This window comes from Peptidiphaga gingivicola (assembly GCF_001652275.1).
In the GTDB taxonomy this organism is placed as follows: domain Bacteria; phylum Actinomycetota; class Actinomycetes; order Actinomycetales; family Actinomycetaceae; genus Peptidiphaga; species Peptidiphaga gingivicola.
Genome location: NZ_LVZK01000001.1, coordinates 996,672 through 1,017,343 on the forward strand (window position 1 = coordinate 996,672; position 20,672 = coordinate 1,017,343).

Genomic DNA, 20,672 nt, shown 5'->3' on the forward strand with positions numbered 1-20,672 from the left:
CAGGCGCCCGCGGGTGAAAGACGTTCGCGGCCGAAGGGGCGCCCGCGTCCGCGTTTTCGCTTCTCCCGCTCCGAGGCCAAACGACGTAGACTGTTAGCTTCAGTCCGTATGAAGTCACGCAAAGGGGCGCCCATGGGCAACTTCGACCTTCACAACCTCCCGGATCAAATCGTCGCCGTCGTCGCGACCTTTGTTCTGTGCCTGCTTCTCGGGGTCGAACGCCAATTCCACCAGAAGAACGCCGGCGTTAAGACGCATGTGCTCGTCGGCCTCGGCTCGTGCCTGTTCACGCTGGTCTCGGCCTACGGGTTTACGCCCCCGGATGCGGCGGGCCTGGACCGTTCCCGAATCGCCGCGCAGATCGTCTCGGGCATCGGCTTCCTTGGAGCGGGCGTCATTTTCGTCAACAACGACACCGTCAAGGGCCTGACGACGGCGGCCACGGTGTGGGTGTCCGCCGCGATGGGGATGGCGTGCGGCGCCCACATGATCCCGGTTGCGATCGTCGTTCTTCTGCTGCATTATGCCCTCATTTTCTTGCTCGGGCCGCTGTCGAACAGGCTTCCCTCGAGTCACCACAACAACCGGACGGTCATCGAATACGAGTCCGGGCACGGCGTCATGCGCCGAATCCTCCTGACCGCAACCCGCCACGGGTACCGGGCCACGGTGAATTCGACGTCGTCGATCACGACGGAGGAAGGGCCGGGAATGCGCGTGGTCATGCGTTTCGAAGGCCCCTATCCGCAGGACGCCCTCATTCGCGCCCTGTCGGAGGTAGAAGGCGTGCAGGCCGTCGACGTCGTCGAACCGGGCGACCTCGACTGAGGCGGCCAATCCGTCCCTTCGGCATTCGGCCGCTCTCCGGGTTCGCGCGCGTCCGCATGCCGCTTGAATTGTTCAGGCGAGCAGGCCGTCGACGTCGGCGAGTCTGGCCGTCGACGGGGCACGCGACTTGCGTCGGCCCGGTGTCAGCCCAGCAGGTCGCTGACGACGTCGAGGTATGGGTACTGCGACCAGGCGGAGCGGTCGCCGATGACGTAAAGGCGGTCCTTCGCCCGGCCAACCGCCGCGGTGATGAGATTCGGGTTCTTCGTGACCCTCACCTTCGCCGCGGCCCGGTCGGGGTCGCCGCCCAAGACGAGGATGACCACCTCGGAGCGGCCGCGCGGCATGCGCTGGATCGTTCCAGTCCTCAAGCCCGGCCAGTGGATCGAGGAAAGCATTTCCAGTTCGCGCGCCACCTGGGCGAACGGAGTGACGATGAAGATGCGGTCGGCGGAAACCCCCTCGGGTCTGAGCTTGTCGAGAATCTTCCTGACGGCGTCGATCTCGAGGGGCTGCACGTGGCTTCCGGGATTGTCTGCGGGTATGTCGATCCATGCGCTTTGCGGAATCGACGTAGGCGAGCCGGCCGCGCCGGCGAAAAGCGATCCGTCGTAGGCGATTGCATTGAGGATCGAGTGCATCGGCTCAGAGCAGTGGCTTTGAACGCGCAGCGGGATGCCGACCCACAGGCCCGCGGAGGGCTCTCCGTCGGCCCTCTTGCCGGTGCGCAGGGTCGTGCCGTAGCTGCTGACGCGGTCGGCAAGCGTTTGCACGGAAGCCCCCGGGGCGAGCCATTGGGCCGTCCCGTACATCGAGGCGATCGACATGCTCGTTTTCATCGGCACGGCGACGGTGGGCTCCAGACGCAGAGGGTCGCCGATCGCGATGGTTCGTCGAGCCCGGGCGAGCGTTCCCACGGCCATCTGGGGCCGGACCTCGGCCGCTTCGTCCACCGCGAGCCATCCGAAGGCCTCGCGCCCGATCGAATGGAACATGCGCGCCGCGGCGGTGAAGGTCGTGCAGACCAGGGGAACGGCGAGGAATAGAAGCTGCCATGCGGCGGTCAGTTTCTCCGGCTCGAGGTTGTGCGGGCAGTTCCCGGCGACGACGTCGGTGGCCGCATCGAGCCCGGGGTGGGTGAACTCTGCTGCCGCGCGCAGGAAGGCGGCGTGCAGCTTCAGGGCGGCCAAGAAAAGCTCCGAGCGGGCCTCATCGAGTTCGACGTCGAGCCAGGGGGTGTTCTGCTCCCGCTCGGCCTCGCTCTGCGGGGCGCCAGGATAGGACTTTCCCCACAGCCGTCGATCCTCTTCGCATTGGCGGGTGAGCCTTGGGATGTCGGCGCGGATCTGGATCAGTTCCTGTTGAATCGCGCTGACGCGGTGGGCGCGTGCGCGCACGAGCTCTTCGGCCTGAGCCAGAGCCGCACGGGCAAGGCCGTCTGCCTCTGCGGCGGCGGCCTCCCTTGCGCTGAGCTCGTCGTAACGGGCCTGCCAGTCGCGCTTGGCGCCCCCTCCGGATCCGATCCTGCGGAACAGCCCGGGCTCTTCCCGGCGTTGGCTTTGGACGAGCGCGCTCGCTGCGCGAAGCTCGCGTTCGGAGGACGCCGCCGCGTCGATGAGCTCGGGAACCGAGGCCTCCGCCTCCCGCAGCTCCGCCACGGCAACGTAGACCGCGTCTTCGGCGCGGGCGAGGCGAGTGGGGAGCTGGGCGAGTGTGTCGCGCCGCCTTTCGGCGTCGACCCGCTGCCGGAGAAGGGCTTCGACCTTCTTCTCCACCTCTGCGTAGGCTGCGCATGCGTTCGCCCAGTCGGCGAGCCTGAGGTTGTCGCGCCGGATCGTCTGTTCCTCGAGGATCGCGTTCATCCCTGCGACGCCGGCCGCTCCGTCCGCGAACCAGTAGTCGCGACGGAAGGCGGCCTGCTGCGCTTTGGTGTCGAGCTGGGCAGCGACCATCGCCCAAGCCCCCGGGGCGGAGGCTTCGCGATCCGAAGGCCGGTCCGCGGAGGGGAAGGCTGCTGCGCTCTCGCGATCGCCCGCGGCAGGGGCGCCCGATTCTTCTCCGAGGCCGAGCACGGCGGGAGAATCGGGCGAAGACGCCGATGGCGCGGAAAAAGCCGATGCGGCAGACTGCGCCGAGGCTGCGGACAAAGGCGACGCAGCGGACAAGGCCGAGGCTGCGGACTGCGCCGAGGGTGCGGACAAGGCCGATGCGGCAGACTGCGCCGATGCAGCGGGCGAGGGCGAGGCTGCGGACTGCGCCGAGGCCACACCGGGGAGCGATCCCTGATTCGGCGAGTCGGAGGACGGGGCTGGCGCAGCCGAGGCGGCCGAGAGAGCGGAATCCGCGGGAGGCGCCGAGGCAGCGGGAACGTCCAAGCCCGCGGCCGCCGGATTGCCTGCCGGATCGGCCTCGGCCGAAGCGGGTTCCTGCGTCGGCGAATAGGGGGCGTTCGAGCCCGGCGCCGTCGAAGTTGCGGAGTCAGCGGACGGCGCGGACTCGACCTCCGTCGCATCGACCGTCGCGCCGATCTGTGCCGCATCGGCGGTGGCATTTTCATTCGTAGACGTATCGGTTTCGGCCGGCGCATCGGTTTCTGCCGGCAAGGCAGAAACCTCCGGAGCCGCAGCGTCTGTCGACGCGCCCGCCGCAGTGGGAAAACCGAACCCCGCCGGGTTCGCCGACGCCGCGATAGCCGATGCCCCGGAAAGCCGAGAACCTGCCGAGGAAGCGGCAGCCGAGGCGAAGGAGAACGCCGGATCTGAAGACGCCTCCGCCGAGGAAGAATCCGTCTTTCCCATGTGGAAAGCGGATTGCTTGACGGCAAGCTTCGCGTTGCTCAGCAGCGAAGCGCCGCCGGGGGCCTGCTTGGGAGCGAAGGAGGCGATGTCAATCGGCGGGAGGGATCCGCCGGCGTCCTCCGAAGAGACTGAAGGCAACGGGAACCCTGCGTTCGACAGGGCCGTTGAATCTATGAGCAGAGAGTCGTTCATCGGCAGGCCGGCGAACAGTGAGTTCCGGGACTGAGCCGAAGCGGGCGCGTCCGCGGAGGCCTTCCGGCCGGAGCCCGCCGTCACGGGGCGGCCCTCGGGACGGGAGGCCGCAGCAACGCGGCCTCGGTTGACGTAGGCGGCGAGTCCCTTGAAGAACGCGTCGCCCGAACGCCATTTCTTCGCCACGAAGGAGGGCGAGAGGAACTCTTCGGCGAGGGTGTCGGTCGGCCCGGCTGACACAACGACGGTCTCGAAACCTGTGAGCTCGGGCTTGAGCTGCGGGACTTCGCGGCGGGAGGCGCCGTCCTCCCACGTGTGGATCGCGCCGGTGAATGCGTCTCTCGGATCGCGCAGACGCGAAAGCCTGCGCGCGCGTTCGACGACGTTTCCGGCCAGAATCTCGCGGACGACGGCGGCCTTGCCCGTGCCCGGCGCGCCGTTGATCGCGAGGATCCCGCCCCTGTCGGAGAGCTCGTGCATGGCGCGATTGACTGCGAACTGCTGGTTGCGCGAGAGGTGCAGGGCAGGGTCGGCGGGCCATCTGCCGGCTGGAATGCGGCTGGCGCTGAGCCGGGCGTCAATGGCCGCGCTGCGCTTGCGCATGTCGTGTCGGCGGGCGGTGTTGACCGCCCTGTCGGGCGAAAGGAAGCGCGAAAGCGCCATGCCGGCGTCGTCTCGGCGAATGAGGTCGCTGGCGAGGGCGATCTCGTCGAGGAAAGGGCTGTTGAGGCTGTCTTCCTCTCCCACGTCGGGTGGAAGGCCGTGCGCTCCGGGCGTGCCGGGCTCGCGGACCCTGACGCTCTTGATCCGCACGGCGGGCCTTGCCAGCGAAGGAATCCGCGTCACGCCGGCGGCCGATTGGGCGATTGCGACCAGCTCGGCGAGCGAATCTGACGTTTGCGGGGACGGGTGGCCGTCCGACGAACGCCGAGCTTCGAACGTTCGAATCGAGTTGACAAGCTCCTTCGAGCCGGCGTCGAAACCGAGGAACCACCAGGGAACGATCGGACCGGGGTCGCGGGCCCGCCCCACTCCCCACGCGGCAGAGGACAGCACGGCCGTTTCCGGCAGGACGCGGCCGAGGGAATCGAGCTGAACCGTGGCGCACGCGCTCATTCCGCGGGCGACGGCCAAGTTGTCGGTCGAATCGACGAAGATCGATTCGAGCTCGCGAGCGATGTTCTCAGCGGTGAAACAACCTAGATAGACGGTGTGACGCCATTGTCCTTCGAATGCGTCGGCGTCGGCGATCTCCTGCCAGGGAAGCATCATTCCCGGGCGGAGATCCAGAACCTGATAGTCGGGGAGGGGCGCCTGGCCGCCGTTGCGGCCCTTGCCGCGGCGTGCCTCCGTCCCCTGGTATCGGTGGAAGCGAACGGGCAGATCGGCGTCTTCCGCTGCGTCGTCTGGCGTCTCGCCCAGTGCGGAGGAGGGCAGCTCGAGCTGGGCGCGCCAATCCTCGCCCTGACGCCGCCGGCCATTGCGCCGCGACCTCCGTTTGCGTCCGGTGGGCTCGGGAATGGACTCGGGGCTGAACTGCTCGATCAGGTTCCACGTAGCGAGGACGCTCAGCTGCTCGTCCTTGAATCCGTGCATCCCTTCTGACATACCTCAGCCTATCTTCCGCCGCGCGAGAATCCGCGCAGCCCTAGGGGAAATCTTGCTTTGCGTCACGCCAAGAGCGCGGGCTGAGGCTTTCTAGGCCGGTATGGGTTGCAGCAACCCTTTTCGACTGGGGTAAACACGATCGTGTCCTTCCAATTTTGCGTGATGTGACGGTAATGCCGCCTCCTGATACACCATGATAATAAACGCTTGCGGCAAGCGCATGAAGCGACCCGCTAGTCTACTGGGACGGCTGTCGTTTTGGTGCCGCAGGTAGCGATGGTGTTATCAGTGTCTTTTACCTCAGCGTACCAGCTAAATGGCCGAGTGATTCCCGGAATCCGGGTGTATGCCTCCACAATCGTCAAATATCCGTGCTCGATGACCACGAAATTGTCGTCCTCGACGGGAAAGACCTTCTTGCCGTTGAGGTGCCCGGCTGAAAGGACTCCGTTCGCCCCGTCCTCGCCGAAAAGCGTGACGACGTAGCCGAGGGTGTCCGGCGGCGTGCCGACGCCGTCCTCGTACACGAAACGCGCCGAGTACTTTGTGCCGTTGCCTCGAAAAACGACCTTGGAGACAGGGGACTCGGCGCCCGAGACGGGCGTGCACTCGACCGACGTCGTGAATGCCCCTGTTGATTGAGGCGACGACGGCGGTTCGCTCGGGCTCTGATGGGCGCGCGGGGACGGCGGCGCCGGGGCCGACGTCGGAGCTTCGCTCGCCTCGGTTGAGGTGGGAGTAGGCGTCGCAGCCTTGGACTCGCTCGATGTGGGCGCCGTCGACGGTGCCGATGACGTCGACGGCGACGTCGTTCCGCTGGCTTGGGACGAGACTGCGGTCGAAGCGGTCTGCGTCGGCGTATGTGAGTGACTTTTCTTGCCGTTGGACGATCCCGACGATTCGCATGCGGTGAGCGCCACTAACAAGGCCATCACAGTGGCCGCTCTTACCAGTCTCTTCGGCATGTTCCCTCCTTCGTGGCGTTGCTTTTTGCCTCCGCGTGTTCAAGCGCCACTCTCCAATATTGTTACCGCCAAGGAGACATTGTGTCATGGGTACTATTGCCCAGGCCGGAGGTGTGTGATGATTTTTCCGCGCAACGGCGCGGAAAAAAGAAGGAGTGTTAGCTCCGCCAAATCGAGGGTGAATTGCAGGCGTTCAGTTTCGCATGATAATATAGAAGGGCTGTGGAGTCCCTGAAGGGAATCAGCAGTCCCGGCGTCGGCCGCTCAGCCAGCCGGCGAGTTTCGATCCCGCCCCTTTTGCGAGGCTTTTCGCCCCTTTTTTGAAGTGCCCCTGGGTTTCCTCTCGGTGCGCGGCCAGCAGCTCGGCGATCCTCGCCCACGGGATGGACCTGCGAATGGCGGAGCATTGGCTGGTCAGGCGTTTGCGGCGGCTCGCCTCCTCGACGGCCTCGTTGAGGGTGGCGGTGTCTTCGCCCAAGGCTTCGGCGATCCACAGCATTCCCTGCGGCGACGTCGAACGATTCCATCCAACCCGGGCTTCTAGCGAGCGCCTTTTGCGGGCGGAACCGTCGGGGGACTCCAGGTCTTCGTACCAGCTGACCATCGACTGTTTGGGGCTGGAATACCAGTTCTCTTCCGCAAGCAGACGGTCAGAGCCGGATCTGCGCGCGTCATATCCGTCCGATATGGGCAGCCCCTCCGGCAGCTTGGACAGTACGCGTGAAAAATCCGCAGCGCTGAGGTCCTCATCGCTCATTATTTTCACCCTAACGGAAGCTTGTCGTCCGATTGGACTTTTGTGTGCGTGATAGTTTTGTCTTCATTGGTCTTTGCATTTTACGTCATTTGGCATCGATCAGTCCACAATTTTCACGTCTGTCCGCATGGGCATCGTTGTCCGGCGCCTCGGGAAAGGAAATTGTCCGAGTTGTCGGAGGAGAAAATCGCACGGCGGCGGCTCCTGCCCGCTGCCGGCCGCGTGCCGTTTGCGAACGGTCCAAGTAGATTCGCGACCTGAAGGAGGCCTGAGCCGCCCGAAGGAAAGAGGGGAAGCCGGGCGATTCCAGCGCTGCGCGCCTCACCCGTCTCCGATTCGTCTGCGGCGGTCACGTTCTGCTGCTGGTAGGCTGACGTGAAATCTCACGGTGCAGGGGACTTCCGCCACAAGGGGCGGTAAGCGGCTTGCACGGTGAGAATGCAAACGCCGGAGCGGTGACGCTCAGGAAAACTCGGGCGAGGCAACGCCCGGAAGGCCCGGGCGGCGACGCCCAGAAAGACTGGAGGGAAAATGACTCCTTGGCGGTGGACGGCATACTGCCTTTTCACTTTTGCCCTTGCCGTATTGGCGTTCAGGTTCGCAGTCGACCCGCCGCACGTGCTGGCCGTGGGAGTCGCCGTCGTCGTCCTCGGTGTTTTGGCCCTGGTCTTTGCCCTGAACTCCGAGAACAACGGCGGACCGCTCTCGTCGCGCGGCAACGACCTTCTGGCCGCGCTTGGCTGGGCGGGCGGAGTCATTGGCCTGGCGTTCTTTCCGCCGCAGCCGTCGTGGGCGTGGGTTGTGGCAACGATCGGCCTGTTGACCGCCATGCAGAGATACGCGGGAAGGCAGTGGTACGGCTAATCCGCCACGACGACGTCGGGCGCCCCGCTTCGTGGCAGCAGGTCCTCCTGTTCGGCCCACATCAGCCACCATCGTCCGGGGTCGCCCTCCCTTCGGGCCACGCGTTCGCGGCGGCGTTCCTCGTCCAGCTCGACCCAAACGGAGACGTCGACGAAGGGCCGACACGGAGCGCTCGCCGCCCCGCACCCCGTGAGAATGAGAACGTCAACGGGGCCCGACTGCGGAATACGGACCTCGTCCGCCCACGCGCCGCGGTTCCAATCCCACGTGCGCGCCGTCGCGCTCCCTCGCGACCGGACGGGCTCGAGAATTCGGGAGGCCACGGCCTCGACGCCGTCGATCAGACCGTTCCAACCGCCGATGAACGACTCGACTTCTATCGCGGCGGCGGCAATGCCCTCCTCGCAGAGCTCCTTCTCCAGTTTGCCCGCCAAAGTGGTCTTTCCTGCGCCCGACTTCCCGTCGATCGCAACTACGAAGGTTGGCCGCGACGCTGTCGAATCCGTCGGCGTCCCTGAATCGGTCGGCGTCCCCGAGGCGGTCGGCATTCGAGAATCGATCGGCGTCTCCGAAGCAGGCTCTGCTGTCCGTCTGTGTTCGCCTGCCCGCCTGTGTTTGTCTGTCAGCGTGCGAATGAAGCGAGGAGCCTCCGCCGACGAGACTCGGATGGGATCGCTCTCGGGCATATCGAAGTTCCTTCCTTCAGGCGCGACATTTTGACGTTTTACGCGAATGGGCGAGCGCTGACTTGCTTGAAGACGTCCCTGTGCATATGTCGCAGCGCACGTACATATGTCGCGGCACAAGGAAAGTCATTTTCTGTCGGTCGGTCTCTATGTCAGAAGGCCTTCCCTCTCCGCATCGGGGCGCTCCCGCCCGGATTCGCGAGGGGCGCCGGGTCGGTTGCGTCCTGCTGGACGCCCTCGCGCAATCGTCATTCGTGAGAGGCCTCGGCCTCTTGGGAGTCGATCGCCTCCCGGAGCTCGGCCAGTTCGACCATGTCAGAGGCAGCCCCCAAGAAGCGCGCCCCCCTCGGTTCGACGGCGTTGCGAACCGAGGCCGTCGTCGATTCGACTGCCAGCCTGGTCGGCCCGTATCCCTGGATGAAGTAGGCGAATTCCCGTCCCGAAAGCTCTTCCGCCCTGGGGTGGGTTTCCAGCCTCTCCAGCAGGGTTCTGGCAGCCGCGCTCATTGTTTCCGTATAGACGGGGGAGCCGAGGACTATGACGTCGGCAGCGAGCATCTTCTCCAGCACGGCGTCGAACTCGTCGTCGTCGAAGCTCTGGCCGAAAAAGCCTATGCGGTAATCGACGAGGTGGATCTGTTCGCTTTCGAGGCCCTCGAGCAGGGCCGTTCCGCATTCGACAGTCGATCCGTCCTTTTTGGCGCTGGCGTTGATGAAAAGATACTTTCTTGGCATTCGTCCTCCTTCGACTCGTTGCAAGTCTTTGCCCACCGCGGGTCTTTCTGCCGCCTGCAAGTCTAACGGCTGGCCTGCGGATGCGGCCCTCATTTTTCGCGCAACATCGCATTCCTCTCAATCTCAAGTGGGTGCGGCCCTCGAGCCGACTGGCCTCCTTCGGTGCGGGTGGCCTCCTTCGGTGCGGGTGGCCGCCTTCGCATACTGCGCTGGACGTCTGCTTGTGAGGCGGAAGCGTCTGCCGCGCCTGGGCCCGAGCAATCTATAATCCGTATCGGATCCAGAGGAAGCTGAGAATCCACTCTGGATCTAGGACGGACGGCAGGCTGAGGGCCCACGCCAGGTCTGAGGCCTCGAATGGCCGCCCCAGGCCTAGGGCGGCCGAAGTCCGCGCCTGTTTCAAAGCGATCGAGCTTTTAGGAGGGGTCATGGCAAGGTTGGCGACGTATATTTCGGGCTGTGGGGGATCGACGGCGATCGTGGCCCTCCACGGCGTGACCGACAACGGGCCGTCTTTGGCGGGAATCGCCCAGAGGTGGAACGGCGAGCGCCGAGTGGCCCTCGTCGACTCGCTCGGCCACGGGCTCTCTCCCCGGCTGACGGACGCCGAGCTGGCCGACCCCCTCGGCGCGAGCGTCGAGGCCGCCATCGACGTCGTCGAAGAACAGGCAGGGTACGCTGCGTCGGGGAAGGTCGCGCTCCTCGGGCACTCGATGGGAGGCGCCATTGCGACTGCGGCGGCTGCTGTGCGCCCCGACCTCGTTGAGGCCCTCGTGCTCGAGGACCCGGCGTGGCTCACCGAAGAGCAGGCTGCCGCATACAAGGCGGGAGCACAGGCCGAAATCGCTCGTCTGGACCGAATTGCGGCCAATCCCGCCGACGCCGTCAAGCAAGCCGTCAACGACCATCCGAGTCGCGTCGTCGGCGAGCTGGGGGCGTGGGCCACGGCCAAAGGGCAGGTTGACCGCGCACTCGTCGCAGTGGGCGTCGTGGGACTGACGGCTCCGCGCACGCAGCTGGCCGCGGAGATCGCCGTTCCCTGTCTTTTGATGACGGGGGATCAGCCAGGTGCGCTCTTCACCGAAGAAGAAATCGCTTCGATTCTGGCCGTCGGCAATCCCCTTCTCAGGGCGACGACGGTCACAGGCGCGGGCCACTGCATCCGCCGCGACCAACCGGAGGCGTTCTATCGGGCTGTCGAGGCCTTCCTGGGCAGCCTGCCGAGTTCGGGGGCGTAAACCGCCCTGGGCAGCCTGCCAAGTTCGGAGGCGTAAACCGCGAATCTAGGGAGAACAAGCTCGCCTGCCGCGAGAACGAGTGGTCCTGTAGAGGCGAAGCGGGGCGGGGACATCGTCGTCCCCGCCCCGCTTCTGTCCTTCCTTCGGATCGCCGCCTGTGAGTCGGCTAGTTGACGCTCGCCTTTCCGAGTGTCACCTCGACCTCCCGCTGGGCTCCGTCCGCGCCTGTCACGCTGAGCTTGACCTTGTCGCCGACCTTCTTCTTCTGAACGGTCTTGGCGAGCTCGGACGAATTCTCGACGGCCTTGCCCTCGATCGCCGTGATGACGTCGCCCTTCACGATCCCGGCTTTCTCGGCGCCCGACCCCTTGACGAGGCCGGTGACCTGCGCCCCCGACACCCCAGCGGGCGCCTCGGGAATGTCGGGATCCTGCTGAGGAGCCTGGCCGTCCTGATTCGCCCCGCCGACTGACCTTACCGACACGCCGAGGGCCGCGTTGCGGCCGATGATGTTTCCATCGTCGGTTTCTCCGTTGCGGATCTCCTTCACGGTCTCCATGACCTTCGAGATGGGAATGGCGTAGCCGTTGATTTCCTCGGACGTCTTACCCGTCGAAGCGGCAGTGTTGATTCCCACCACCTGGTTGTCGGCGTTCATAAGCGGCCCCCCGGAGTATCCCGAAACCACATCGGCGTCGGTCTGGATCAGCCCGGTCAGCTTGTTCTTGCTCTCGTTGTTCGAAGCGCTTTGAGCCGTGATCGAGCGATTGAGCGCCGTGACTGTGCCCTGAAGCTTGGTCAGGTACCCCTGGCCGTGTCCGTTGCCGACTGCGTATACCGTGTCGCCCGAGTTCGCCGCCTTCTTCGCGATCGAAGCGGCCTTCAGCTTCTTCGACGGATTCTTGATCTTCAGCACGGCCACATCCTGCGCCGCGTTGTGTCCCACAACCTCGGCCTCATACTGGTCGTTCGTGTTCGGGTCGGTGACCGTGACCGTCGTAGAGGCTTGAACCACGTGATAGTTCGTCACGACGACGCCCGACTTGTCGACGACGACTCCCGTTCCGGCGCCTTCGCCGCCGTTGAGCGCGGAGTTGACGAGAACGACGCCGGGGGCGGAGTTTACGCGCTTTCCTTTGGCTGCCCCGCTGGTGCCCTCTCCTGCGTCGTCTACCGGGGCCTGATCGGGGACCTGACCCTGTGGGGGCTGCTTAGTCTGCGGAGAGTTCGGCTGGACGGACTGGGCGCTCGACTGGTTCTCGCGTTCCTCGATCGCCATTCCCGCGAGGCCTCCCAGGACCCCGCCCAGAACCATTCCGGACAGCATGGAGGCCACGAGCGCCGCGGTGGACCACTTATGGCGTTTGCGCTTCGTCGACGCCGGAGCGGCTGCCCCGCTCGGGTATCCGCTCATTGACTGGTGGGTGGAAAAGTCTTCCCCGAACTGCTGGCCGAACGCGTTGCCGTCGGCGCTTTGCTCGGAAAAGCCGGCCCGGGCATGAGCGGGCAGGCCTTCCGTTGCCGGCAGACCTCCCGTGGCCTGGCCCGAGAAAGTCGGCTCACCGAGCCGGGCCCGAGGGTCCAGGTAGCCGGCGCCTTGGCGCTCCTGACAATCCTGCGGGCGCGGGAATGCAGGCTCAGCCGATCCCGATGCCGACGGATCCTCAGCCTGGTACGCCGGCCTTTGGTACGCCGCACCGAAGCCTTCCGCCGCATAGCGCGGCAGGGATTGCGTCGGTTCGACATTCTGTGGGCGGAACTGTCCCTCGGCGTCCTTCTCGCTCAATGTCCCCTCCTAGAGGATGCGTTCTCTGTATGTCATGAATAAGTTAACTGCCGGCAACATGGGGCTGCCGGGACGTTTCCTGGGAAAATCCAGAGACCGATCCTGTGAGCTTCGTCTTTCGACGGTCTTGTGCGGTTCCGTCTCGCGATTTTCCCCGCGGTCACTTGACGACGGTGTCCTTGGTCGGCTTGCCGCCGAGGACTTCGGTTTTCACCCGCATGACGTCGGATATCGCGATCGACTCGGCCTGCACCTTGGAATCGATGTAGTACCGCGCATTCATGCCCAGGGTTTGGCCGGTCTTGGGGTTGACGGTAGGTCCGCCGGAGTATCCGGGAACCATGTGGCAGCTCACGAGGAAGGACATGCCGTCGTACGTGAAGTTGTCGATCGTCGTCGTCCCGCGGTTGCGGGCGACTCCCGTTTGCACATGGCCCGAGGCGGCCGTGGCCCGGCTTTCCGAATCGGGAAAGCCGAACATGACGGCCGGATCGCCGGGTGCGGGAGGCTTGGCCGCCGGTGTAATCGGCGTGAGCGGGGGAAGGCCGTCGACTTTGAGGATGGCGACGTCGGTCAGCGGGCTGTAGCCGATCAGGCGGGCGGAATGGGTGCTCCCCTTCTCGGGAATGTAGACCGAAAAAGTGGGCGAAGGATGATTGACGATGTGGTAGTTCGTTGCAATAATCCCTGACGAATCCAGAATCATCGCGGCTCCGCGCATTGTTTCGCGTCCGTAGGTCGTTGTTATTCGAGCCAAACCTGTAACGCCGTTGGTTGGCGTGGGAGTCGGTTCGGGAGACGCCGGCTGGTAGAAGTTGGGCGTCTTGCGGGCTGTGGGGGAGGGCGGGGCGGACGCCTTCGGAGTCGAAGGAGTGGCTGCGAAACTGGTGGACCGATTGACGACCGACTCGACCTTCGGACTTGCCGACGACTGGGAGAACGCTGTGGTAAGCCCCACAAGTCCGATGGCGATGAGTGCAAAGACGCAGAATATCGCCGCGGCTATCGACGAGCGAGGAGACTGAACGTCCTCTTCCGGCCGGAGGCTGGCATTTGTCAGCCACGATGGCGCTGCCGCCCCCTCCTGCGCCTCCTGCGGCTCAGCGCGTGGCGCGTCGTTCGCTCTCATCTAGTGTTCTGTCCTTTGTCCGTTACATGTCCTCTCAACACTATAGCCTCCAAAGGCGACGCAACGCTGCCTGGTGATGGTTGTCATCCTTCCCTCGCACGGACAATTTAAAGGGACGTGAAAGGGCGCCGCAAGCGATGTCGCTCGCGGCACCCTTTGCCCAGGAGCCCGCGTATCCGCCGGGCATTCCACCTGTCAGCCGGTCGGCGTTTGTCCGCCCGAGCTGTCCGTCCCACCGGAGCCGTCCGTCCCGCCCGAGCTCTGCCCGTCGGTTCCTTGAGTCTGGCTTGAATCCTGCTGGCCGTCCGACCCCTTCTGCTGTTGATTTTGCTTGTTCTTGGTGGCGTTCTTCCCCCATTTCGAAGACTTTTTGCCGCTGGATCCCTGGCTGCCCGAATCCTGCTGATTGCCGCCCTGTCCGTCCGACGGCGGCTGGGGCCCTCCTCCGCCGTCCGGCGGTTGGGGCATGTTGCCCGAAGGCGGCTGCGGCTTGCCGTTTCCGGCTTTGCCTGCGCCCGAATTCCAACTGCTGTTGCCGTGCGACGAATCGTTGGTCAGGGCGTTCACGCCTGCCATCGTTGCGCCGCCGACGACGATTCCGGCGACGCCGGCTGCGGCCAGGGCTCTCGTCGGCCATCGACGCTTCGCTTTTTTCTTCTCGCCGACGGCTGCCGCGGACGAATCCGCGGCTTCGGCTGAATCTGCGTGGTCGGATGCCGCATCGACCGACGCCGCTTCGGCGGTCGGAAGCGGCGCGGTCGCGCTCGGTGCGTCGCTCACTCCCGCCGCGTCGCCCGCTTTCGGCGCGCCCGGGAGTTCCGAGGAGCCGAACGGCCGGCTGGCCCCCGTCGGCCCGTGGGCCTCAAAATCCGCCGAATTCGTGCGGTTGTCCTTGTCGCTCACATTCTCCTCCAAAAGAACTGTCTTTGTTTTGACGTGACTATTCAAATGGAGTTTCCGTGATGTTTTTATGAAGTTTCCTGTGAATTGATTGTGCAATACTTCCTTTGGGCGACAGGCGTTTCGATCCCGGGGCGGGCGTCAGATCCAGCTGGGCAGCCACATGTGCAACTGCCAGAAGCTGTGCGAGATGTTCTGCCCCGTCCACAGGGGGTACCAGAACGCGGCCGCGGCGACTATGACCGCCGTAACCAGCCCGACGAAGAAGACTCCCGTCCTGCGCCTGGCGGGCGGTTCCCACCACTGCTTTTGCGGAGGGGCGGCGACGTAAGGAACAGCGGGGTTCGGCGAATGGAACTCGGGCGGCACATCGGGGGCCGGCGGAGGGGGCCCGGGCGCATGCCAAGAAAGGGGCGCGTCGGCTCCTGCGGCGATCGCTTCGCCTGCACTCGGCTCGAACCGATTCGTCTGGTTGTGCTCGGGGTGCGATGACACCGCGCCCGAAGAGAACGCTTTCGTGTCCGAGGGCGGCGTCGCTGTATTCGGCGGGTGCGCGGCTGCGTTTGGGGAGGGCGCTGCGTTCGAGGCGGGCGCTGCGTTTGGGGAGAGCGTTTCCGCGTTCGAGGGGAACGCTTCCGTGTTTGGAAAGGCCGCGGGCGCGCCTGGGAAATACTGCGCTGCCGAATTCGGGGGAAGCGTCGGCGTCGCATTTGGCGCCCGGGGCGTTCCGGGGAGCGGCTGCGGGATCGCGCCCGGCGGCAGGGGTTCGTCGTCGAAACGGACGGCGATGGCGTTGCGCAGCTGGGAGCGCGCGCCGGCGGGGAGGGGAACGCTCTGTCGACGAACGGGGCGGGTTGGGCCCGAGATGAAGCCAAAGGACAGGCGTGGCTGCCCCGAGTGCGCCCGCCCGACGATCTGTTCAGCCACGCCGACGGCGAAGGTCAGCGCCAAAACCACGTAGGGCAGGAAAGCAACGGCGTAGAACTGGAAGATTGTGCGGTTCGTGTAGGAGATCCAGGGGACCCACATTGCGCCGTACCCTGCGAGTATCGCCCACGCACGCCAGTCTCTGTGTTTAAAGGCGGCTAGGACGACGACGATGAGCGCCGCAAGCCCGAGCCACCACACCGCCACGTTGCCGATGGACGTTATCGCCTCCACGCACGAATGCGCCCCGCATTTATTGGGGGCCTTGTCAGTGCCGAGCCAATAAAAGGAGACTGGGCGGCGCTGGATGATCCAGTCCCACATCTGGGACTGGTAATCGTGGTGGGACGACAGCGTGTGGTGGAAATGCCACATGTCCTTGTGGTAGAGGATGAAGGAGTTGACGGCGTCGGGGGCCCCGGTCAGCGGGAGGTCCTCTCCGCGTTCGGCGGCTTCCTTCGCCAGTTGACGGCCCCACGAGCGGGAGTCGGCAAACCAGGGGATCCACGCTGCGAGATAGGCGGCAACCGCCGCCGGAACCAATGTGAAAAAGGCGGGCAGGCCGTCTCTGAACACTCCGGCGCCGAACCACAGCCGAACGCCGGCGATGCGGCGCGCCGAAAGGCTCCATGCGAAAGCCGCAAGGCCGAAGACGGCGACCGCGTAGATGGCCGACCACTTCACGCCGCCCGCAAAGCCGAGAAAGATGCCTGCGGCCAGGAGCCACGGACGTCCGACGACGCGAGGCCCCCAGGGGTCCGCCGGAACGTGAGGCGCCCCCGGTGCCCTCGATAGAGAGCGGAATCCTCCTCGGGCCACCCGTTTGGCGAGCTTCGCCCGCGAATGCTCTCGATCGAGGAGCAGGGCCCAAAAACCTAGAAGCACGAAATAAGCCAAGATGTTGTCGAGGATTCCGGTGCGCGACATGACGATTCCCATGCCGTCGAGCGCCATGGCGATTCCCGCGAATCCGGCCAGAAGAGGGGAGCGAAACATGCGCATCGCTATTCGGGCGACGAGGATCACCGCGAGCACGCCCACAATTGCGGTGGAGAAGCGCCAGCCGACGCCGTTGTCCGATCCGAACATCCATTGGCCCGCGGCCATGATCCATTTGCCCAGCGGCGGGTGGACGACCTTGTCAGCGCTGTCCTTCAAAGCGGAATAGTCGCCTTTGAGGAAGAGCTCGTTCGCCTTCTCCGCTCCCTCCCACGTGCCTTCGTAGCCCTTGCGCAGCAAGGAAAAGGCGCCCTTGACGTAGTAGGTTTCGTCGAAGATGATCGCGTGCGGGTGGTTGAGGTTCCAAAAACGAGTGACGAAGGCTGCGAGGGCCGCGATTCCGGCGGCGATCCAGCCCTGTCTGCGGATTTTGAGGGGGAGCTTCACCCCGATCGGCAGGAGGCCCAGCCTTCCCCGAAGATCGTTTTCGTAGGCTTCGGCGTCCTTGGCCTCCAGAGGCATGCCGGGATCTCTCTGGGAGTCGGGCGAAGGGCGCCGTTTCTGCTTGACGGCTTGGGCGGGCCCTTGCGCGGGGTGAGTTTGCCCGGGGTCGTTTTCGCCCTGCTGGCTGCTGGGGGTCGTGTCCTTTTCGCTCACGGGGTGAGTCTACCCGGGGCGACTCAGCCTGTGTCGGATGCGTTTGGAATAGTTGTGCCCACGGGATCGGTGAAATAGTTATGCCTATGAGACCACCGATAGTTTTGGCTGCGACGCCCATCGGCAATGACGGGGACGCGTCCGCTCGCCTGCGCGGTGAGCTTGAAAAGGCTGACGTCGTCGCCGCCGAGGACACCCGGCGCCTCCTCAATCTCGCCGGGCGGCTCGGCATCGCGGTTCGCGGGCGGGTTCTCTCTTTCCACGAGCACAACGAAGCCGATCGGGCGCCCGTTCTCCTTGGCCTTGCGCGTGAGGGAAAGCGAGTCGTGGTCGTGAGCGACGCCGGCATGCCTTCGGTTTCCGACCCCGGATACAGGCTCGTGGCGCTCGCTGCGTGCTCAGGCGTCGACGTCGAAGTGGTTCCGGGGCCCTCCGCGGTGTTGACGGCTCTGGCCGTTTCGGGGCTGGCCACGGACCGTTTTTGCTTCGAGGGCTTCCTGCCCCGCAAGGCGGGCGAGCTGGCCGCGGCGATCCGGGGGCTGAAGTCTGAAGGGCGCACGATGGTCTTCTTCGAGTCCCCGCGCCGTCTGGGCGCCGCTCTGCGCGCCATGTGCGAAGGATTCGGCTCGGACAGGCCCGCGTGCGTGTGCAGGGAGTTGACGAAGGTCCATCAGGAGATCGCGCGGGGTTCGCTGGGGGAGCTCGCCGAGCGTTTTTCCGGAGAGGTTCTGGGCGAGATCGCCGTCGTCGTTGCAGGTGCGCCTCGAAAGGAGGCCGACGTCGAAGCGTCGGTCGCCGAGGTCCTCGCCCTCGCGGACGCCGGTCTCCGGCTCAAGGACGCCGCCGCCCACGTCGCCCGCCGCGTCGGCCTGCGAAAGAAAGACCTGTACGACGCCGCGGCTGCGGCGCGCGCCGTCTGATCCGGCCGAGGCTCTTCGACTCCGCTTGCGCCTCTCGGCTCTCGCCCGGGGCTCCTTGGACAGGTTTGCGTCTTTTGAGTTTTCGGCCCGAATTTGCGGTTTCCCCGGATTTCGGACGGCCGTGTCAGCCGGTTTCCGAGCAAATGCCCACGACTTCCCTTGCAATTACGCACCATTGTCTTTGCGAAATGGCTTCACAAAGCGAAGCAGTCAGGCTATCCTTACTTTGACGCTTCTTTTCGTGGAGGTACCTTGAATCCGAATCTGTCGCTCTTCCCCGGCCGCACGTCGGTCGATCAAGAGGTCTGGGATGCCCGCAAACGCTCGTGTGCCCATCGGCTCCTGAACGGCGCCGGCCAGGCGATGCTGGTGGCTTACCGCGAGGAGCCAGCGCTCAATCTGACGGCCGTCGCGCACGGCATTGCGGCGGACGGAAGCCTGGTCGTCGCCACCGCCGAGCCTGTGCTCGTCGAAGCTCTTGCAAATCGCGACGTCTGCGCAATGGACGTTCGCGTGTCGATAGAAAAAGAGTCGCCCGATCCGACGGTTGAAATCGTGGCGTCCGCCGTGCATTTCCTTGGAACGGCGCGATGGCTCTCCCTCGAGGAAACGACCGAGGCCGTTGCAGCGGGAGTGCTTCCCGACGACGTCGCCGCGATCGCTTCGGCCCCGCGAGGCTGCCTCGCCGTCGTGTCGATGGAGCGGGTGCTGCTGCACGATGCGGCCGGAGTCACGCCGGTCTCCTGGGAAGAAGTGTGTCGCCAGCACCACGAGGCCGAGGCGGAAGCCGTGGACGGGGGCGATCTTTTCGCAGACAGTTTCGGTGAACTCGTCGGCTTGGACGTTCTTTCCTCTTTCGGGTGCGACGCCGTCAATGAGTTGTTCGGCGCGGTGACGCTTGGCATCGTTCCGGGGGCGCTGCTTGCGCGCCAGCCCGTCCGCATTGGCTGTGAGCATGTGCAGACCGCGGTTCTCTGCGTCGACATCGACAGGGCGGGATTGACGCTCATGCGCGTCAGCCGCGAAGAAGCTGTGACCGCCTTTGTCCCCTTTGCAGCCTCAATCGTCAGAGGAGACGAGCTCGCCCGTGAGATCGGGCGTCTTATGGAGCTTGGTTCCTGACCTTAGCGGATCCAGCGTCAGAAGCCAAAGAAAATGCGGGGACCCCGAGTGCGCGGGGTCCCCGCATCGTTCGCTTTGACGGAAGCGTGTGCCGACGGGCGCGTCGCCCGATTAGCGGCTACCGTGCCTCGAAGGCTGCGCAGGCGGCGTCGGCGGTGACGTCGATGGACGCCGCCGTGCACACGAGGTCGGAATTGTGGACGCACTCGAGGCGCTGGCATGCGCCGACGAGACCGTTCGCGGCAACCGAACGGCGGGCGTCGAGCTTGGCGAAGGTTGCGCAGCCGCGCTCACCCATCGTCATTGCGACTGTGCAGCCGCCGTTGTTGAAGGAGCATGCGGTTGCCGCACACGTGGAAACAAGTGTCTGGGCCATGATGAACCTCTTTCAGATAGAAGACGGCGAAGCGGCTCTATCGCCGTACGAAGCTTGAACACCTTCAATCTATGCCCGTTCGACGGCGGCGGATAGGAAGGGAAGGGCCACCTCACCGTTGCTGTTTCGAGTTTTGCCAGGCCGCCCTAACCTGCCGATTTCTTTGATCCGATGCCGTTTTGCGCAAGAGCTGCATTCGGATGTCGTTTTATGCGCAAATAGCGTCACGTTAAACGTCACATTCTCTAGCTCTTTTCGCGGAAGCTCGCGGATAAATAGACAGCCGAGACCCTTGCGAAATTCGAGCTTCTCTCCAGCGGGCTTGCGCAGGCCGTTCTTCTCGCCGTCAGGCGGCGTCGGAATTGAGCAGCGCCTTGAGCGTGGTCGGCACCCCGTGCTCCGCGTTCGACGGCGCCGTGAAGCGCGCCGCAGCCAAGAGTTCCGGATGGCCATTTGCCATGGCAAAGGAAAGCTCCGCCTCTGCCATCATCTCGTAATCGTTGAGATAGTCGCCAAAAGCCGCTGTTTGGGCGGGAGATATTCCGAGAGACCGTTGCAGTGCGCGCAGGGCCGCGCCTTTGTTTGTCCCCTTGGCCATGACGTCGGCCCAGTTTTCCCCGGAGACGACGACGTCGTGCGAGTCGGCGAAATCCTGGACCAGCGGCAGCGCGAACTTCTTTGCGTCCCGCGCGTCGAAGAGCTCGACTTTAAGGACGTCGTCGTCGACGGCGGTCAGGTCGTCGACGACCTGGTTGACGACGTAGTACTTCTCGACGTTCTCCAGGAAGTGCGGATCCGTGGATTCGACGTGGGCCGAGCGTTTGCCGCATACGACGACGCCGAGTTCCTTCCTGCCAAGGCTGCGGGAGCGATCCACGATGCCGACGACCACCGATTTGGCCAGCGTGGAGGAGTGCACTTCTCGCCCGTCTTGCACAACGAAGCTTCCGTTTTCCGCGATGATCGGCATTCCCGCGAGCTCTTGCGAGAACATCGCGGCGAGGGTGGCGTATTGTCGCCCGCTGGCGGGGATGAAAGCGATGCCGCGCTCGCGCATGGCATCTAGAAGTGGCCAGAAGTCGTCGGGAATGCGGCTGTCCTCGTCAAGGAGGGTTCCGTCCATGTCGCATACGACGAGGCGAAGGCTGCGGGCGAGCTTAACTGCCTCCGGCCGAAGCGGGCCGGCCTCGGCGCGCAGCCCGGCTGACGCCGGGTGCGGTGCGTGTGTTTCCATCGGTTTGTCGAT

Annotated in this window: 16 protein-coding genes; 5 read left to right on the plus strand and 11 right to left on the minus strand. The window is 64.9% G+C overall.

The genetic code is table 11. From position 1 onward, the window contains the following. The first annotated feature begins 108 nt into the window (after positions 1-108). Positions 109-828, plus strand: a complete 720-nt coding sequence (locus A4H34_RS04080; RefSeq protein WP_064231175.1) for an MgtC/SapB family protein — start codon at positions 109-111, stop codon at positions 826-828. Positions 829-971: 143 nt separating this feature from the next. Here the strand turns inward: A4H34_RS04080 and A4H34_RS04085 are convergent, their stop codons facing one another. From A4H34_RS04085 to A4H34_RS04095, 3 genes are all read right to left on the minus strand, one after another. Further along, positions 972-5,426: a DEAD/DEAH box helicase gene (locus tag A4H34_RS04085; RefSeq protein ID WP_064231176.1), complete on the minus strand. Its 4,455-nt coding sequence runs from the start codon at positions 5,424-5,426 to the stop codon at positions 972-974. Between the two features lie 233 nt (positions 5,427-5,659). Further along, entirely contained in the window at positions 5,660-6,391 is a 732-nt protein-coding gene (locus A4H34_RS10925) for a hypothetical protein (RefSeq protein WP_156510254.1), read from the minus strand. Positions 6,392-6,632: 241 nt separating this feature from the next. Beyond that, complete coding sequence (locus A4H34_RS04095; protein ID WP_064231177.1) at positions 6,633-7,148, minus strand: hypothetical protein; 516 nt, start codon at positions 7,146-7,148, stop codon at positions 6,633-6,635. Between the two features lie 531 nt (positions 7,149-7,679). On the opposite strand from A4H34_RS04095, the gene A4H34_RS04100 reads away from it, so the two are divergent. Beyond that, entirely contained in the window at positions 7,680-8,012 is a 333-nt protein-coding gene (locus A4H34_RS04100) for a hypothetical protein (RefSeq protein ID WP_064231178.1), read from the plus strand. Here A4H34_RS04100 and A4H34_RS04105 read toward each other — a convergent pair. After that, positions 8,009-8,698 carry an AAA family ATPase gene (locus A4H34_RS04105; protein ID WP_064231179.1) on the minus strand — a complete coding sequence of 230 codons (690 nt, stop codon included), beginning with the start codon at positions 8,696-8,698 and terminating at the stop codon, positions 8,009-8,011. The genes A4H34_RS04100 and A4H34_RS04105 overlap by 4 nt on opposite strands. A gap of 248 nt (positions 8,699-8,946) precedes the next feature. Beyond that, positions 8,947-9,432: a flavodoxin family protein gene (locus A4H34_RS04110; protein ID WP_009199539.1), complete on the minus strand. Its 486-nt coding sequence runs from the start codon at positions 9,430-9,432 to the stop codon at positions 8,947-8,949. Positions 9,433-9,860: 428 nt separating this feature from the next. Here A4H34_RS04110 and A4H34_RS04115 point away from each other — a divergent pair, with 428 nt between their 5' ends. After that, a complete protein-coding gene (locus A4H34_RS04115; RefSeq protein ID WP_064231180.1) occupies positions 9,861-10,670 on the plus strand; it encodes an alpha/beta fold hydrolase in 810 nt (269 codons plus the stop codon). Between the two features lie 166 nt (positions 10,671-10,836). Here the strand turns inward: A4H34_RS04115 and A4H34_RS04120 are convergent, their stop codons facing one another. The 4 genes from A4H34_RS04120 to A4H34_RS04140 all read right to left on the minus strand — a co-directional run bounded on the left by A4H34_RS04120 (position 10,837) and on the right by A4H34_RS04140 (position 17,008). Continuing rightward, positions 10,837-12,456, minus strand: a complete 1,620-nt coding sequence (locus A4H34_RS04120) for a S1C family serine protease (protein ID WP_064231181.1) — start codon at positions 12,454-12,456, stop codon at positions 10,837-10,839. Between the two features lie 160 nt (positions 12,457-12,616). Then, positions 12,617-13,585 (minus strand): S1 family peptidase, encoded by a 969-nt coding sequence (locus A4H34_RS10635; protein WP_082903057.1) that lies wholly within the window; start codon positions 13,583-13,585, stop codon positions 12,617-12,619. A 195-nt stretch (positions 13,586-13,780) separates the two neighbouring features. Next, positions 13,781-14,488, minus strand: coding sequence for a hypothetical protein (locus A4H34_RS04135; protein ID WP_064231182.1), 708 nt, complete (start codon positions 14,486-14,488; stop codon positions 13,781-13,783). Positions 14,489-14,626: 138 nt separating this feature from the next. Continuing rightward, positions 14,627-17,008 (minus strand): dolichyl-phosphate-mannose--protein mannosyltransferase, encoded by a 2,382-nt coding sequence (locus tag A4H34_RS04140; protein WP_231870946.1) that lies wholly within the window; start codon positions 17,006-17,008, stop codon positions 14,627-14,629. An 86-nt stretch (positions 17,009-17,094) separates the two neighbouring features. Here A4H34_RS04140 and rsmI point away from each other — a divergent pair, with 86 nt between their 5' ends. Then, positions 17,095-17,928 (plus strand): 16S rRNA (cytidine(1402)-2'-O)-methyltransferase, encoded by an 834-nt coding sequence (gene rsmI / locus A4H34_RS04145; protein WP_407946307.1) that lies wholly within the window; start codon positions 17,095-17,097, stop codon positions 17,926-17,928. 252 nt (positions 17,929-18,180) lie between these two features. Continuing rightward, on the plus strand, positions 18,181-19,050 hold the full coding sequence (locus tag A4H34_RS04150; RefSeq protein WP_064231184.1) for a hypothetical protein: 870 nt from the start codon (positions 18,181-18,183) through the stop codon (positions 19,048-19,050). 118 nt (positions 19,051-19,168) lie between these two features. Here A4H34_RS04150 and A4H34_RS04155 read toward each other — a convergent pair whose 3' ends face one another. Beyond that, positions 19,169-19,426, minus strand: a complete 258-nt coding sequence (locus A4H34_RS04155) for a hypothetical protein (protein ID WP_040322864.1) — start codon at positions 19,424-19,426, stop codon at positions 19,169-19,171. Positions 19,427-19,772: 346 nt separating this feature from the next. Next, positions 19,773-20,660, minus strand: a complete 888-nt coding sequence (locus A4H34_RS04160; RefSeq protein ID WP_082903058.1) for a Cof-type HAD-IIB family hydrolase — start codon at positions 20,658-20,660, stop codon at positions 19,773-19,775. Positions 20,661-20,672: the final 12 nt, after the last annotated feature.

What these genes read in the sequence shown, in the direction of transcription:
- A4H34_RS04110 (WP_009199539.1), bottom strand. Translation starts at nt 9,432, where the DNA reads ATGCCAAGAAAGTATCTTTTCATCAACGCCAGCGCCAAAAAGGACGGA.
- A4H34_RS04160 (WP_082903058.1), bottom strand. Translation starts at nt 20,660, where the DNA reads ATGGAAACACACGCACCGCACCCGGCGTCAGCCGGGCTGCGCGCCGAG.
- A4H34_RS04080 (WP_064231175.1), top strand. Translation starts at nt 109, where the DNA reads ATGAAGTCACGCAAAGGGGCGCCCATGGGCAACTTCGACCTTCACAAC.
- A4H34_RS04155 (WP_040322864.1), bottom strand. Translation starts at nt 19,426, where the DNA reads ATGGCCCAGACACTTGTTTCCACGTGTGCGGCAACCGCATGCTCCTTC.
- A4H34_RS04085 (WP_064231176.1), bottom strand. Translation starts at nt 5,426, where the DNA reads ATGTCAGAAGGGATGCACGGATTCAAGGACGAGCAGCTGAGCGTCCTC.
- A4H34_RS04115 (WP_064231180.1), top strand. Translation starts at nt 9,861, where the DNA reads ATGGCAAGGTTGGCGACGTATATTTCGGGCTGTGGGGGATCGACGGCG.
- A4H34_RS04100 (WP_064231178.1), top strand. Translation starts at nt 7,680, where the DNA reads ATGACTCCTTGGCGGTGGACGGCATACTGCCTTTTCACTTTTGCCCTT.
- A4H34_RS04105 (WP_064231179.1), bottom strand. Translation starts at nt 8,698, where the DNA reads ATGCCCGAGAGCGATCCCATCCGAGTCTCGTCGGCGGAGGCTCCTCGC.
- A4H34_RS10635 (WP_082903057.1), bottom strand. Translation starts at nt 13,585, where the DNA reads ATGAGAGCGAACGACGCGCCACGCGCTGAGCCGCAGGAGGCGCAGGAG.
- A4H34_RS04095 (WP_064231177.1), bottom strand. Translation starts at nt 7,148, where the DNA reads ATGAGCGATGAGGACCTCAGCGCTGCGGATTTTTCACGCGTACTGTCC.
- A4H34_RS10925 (WP_156510254.1), bottom strand. Translation starts at nt 6,391, where the DNA reads ATGCCGAAGAGACTGGTAAGAGCGGCCACTGTGATGGCCTTGTTAGTG.
- rsmI (WP_407946307.1), top strand. Translation starts at nt 17,095, where the DNA reads ATGAGACCACCGATAGTTTTGGCTGCGACGCCCATCGGCAATGACGGG.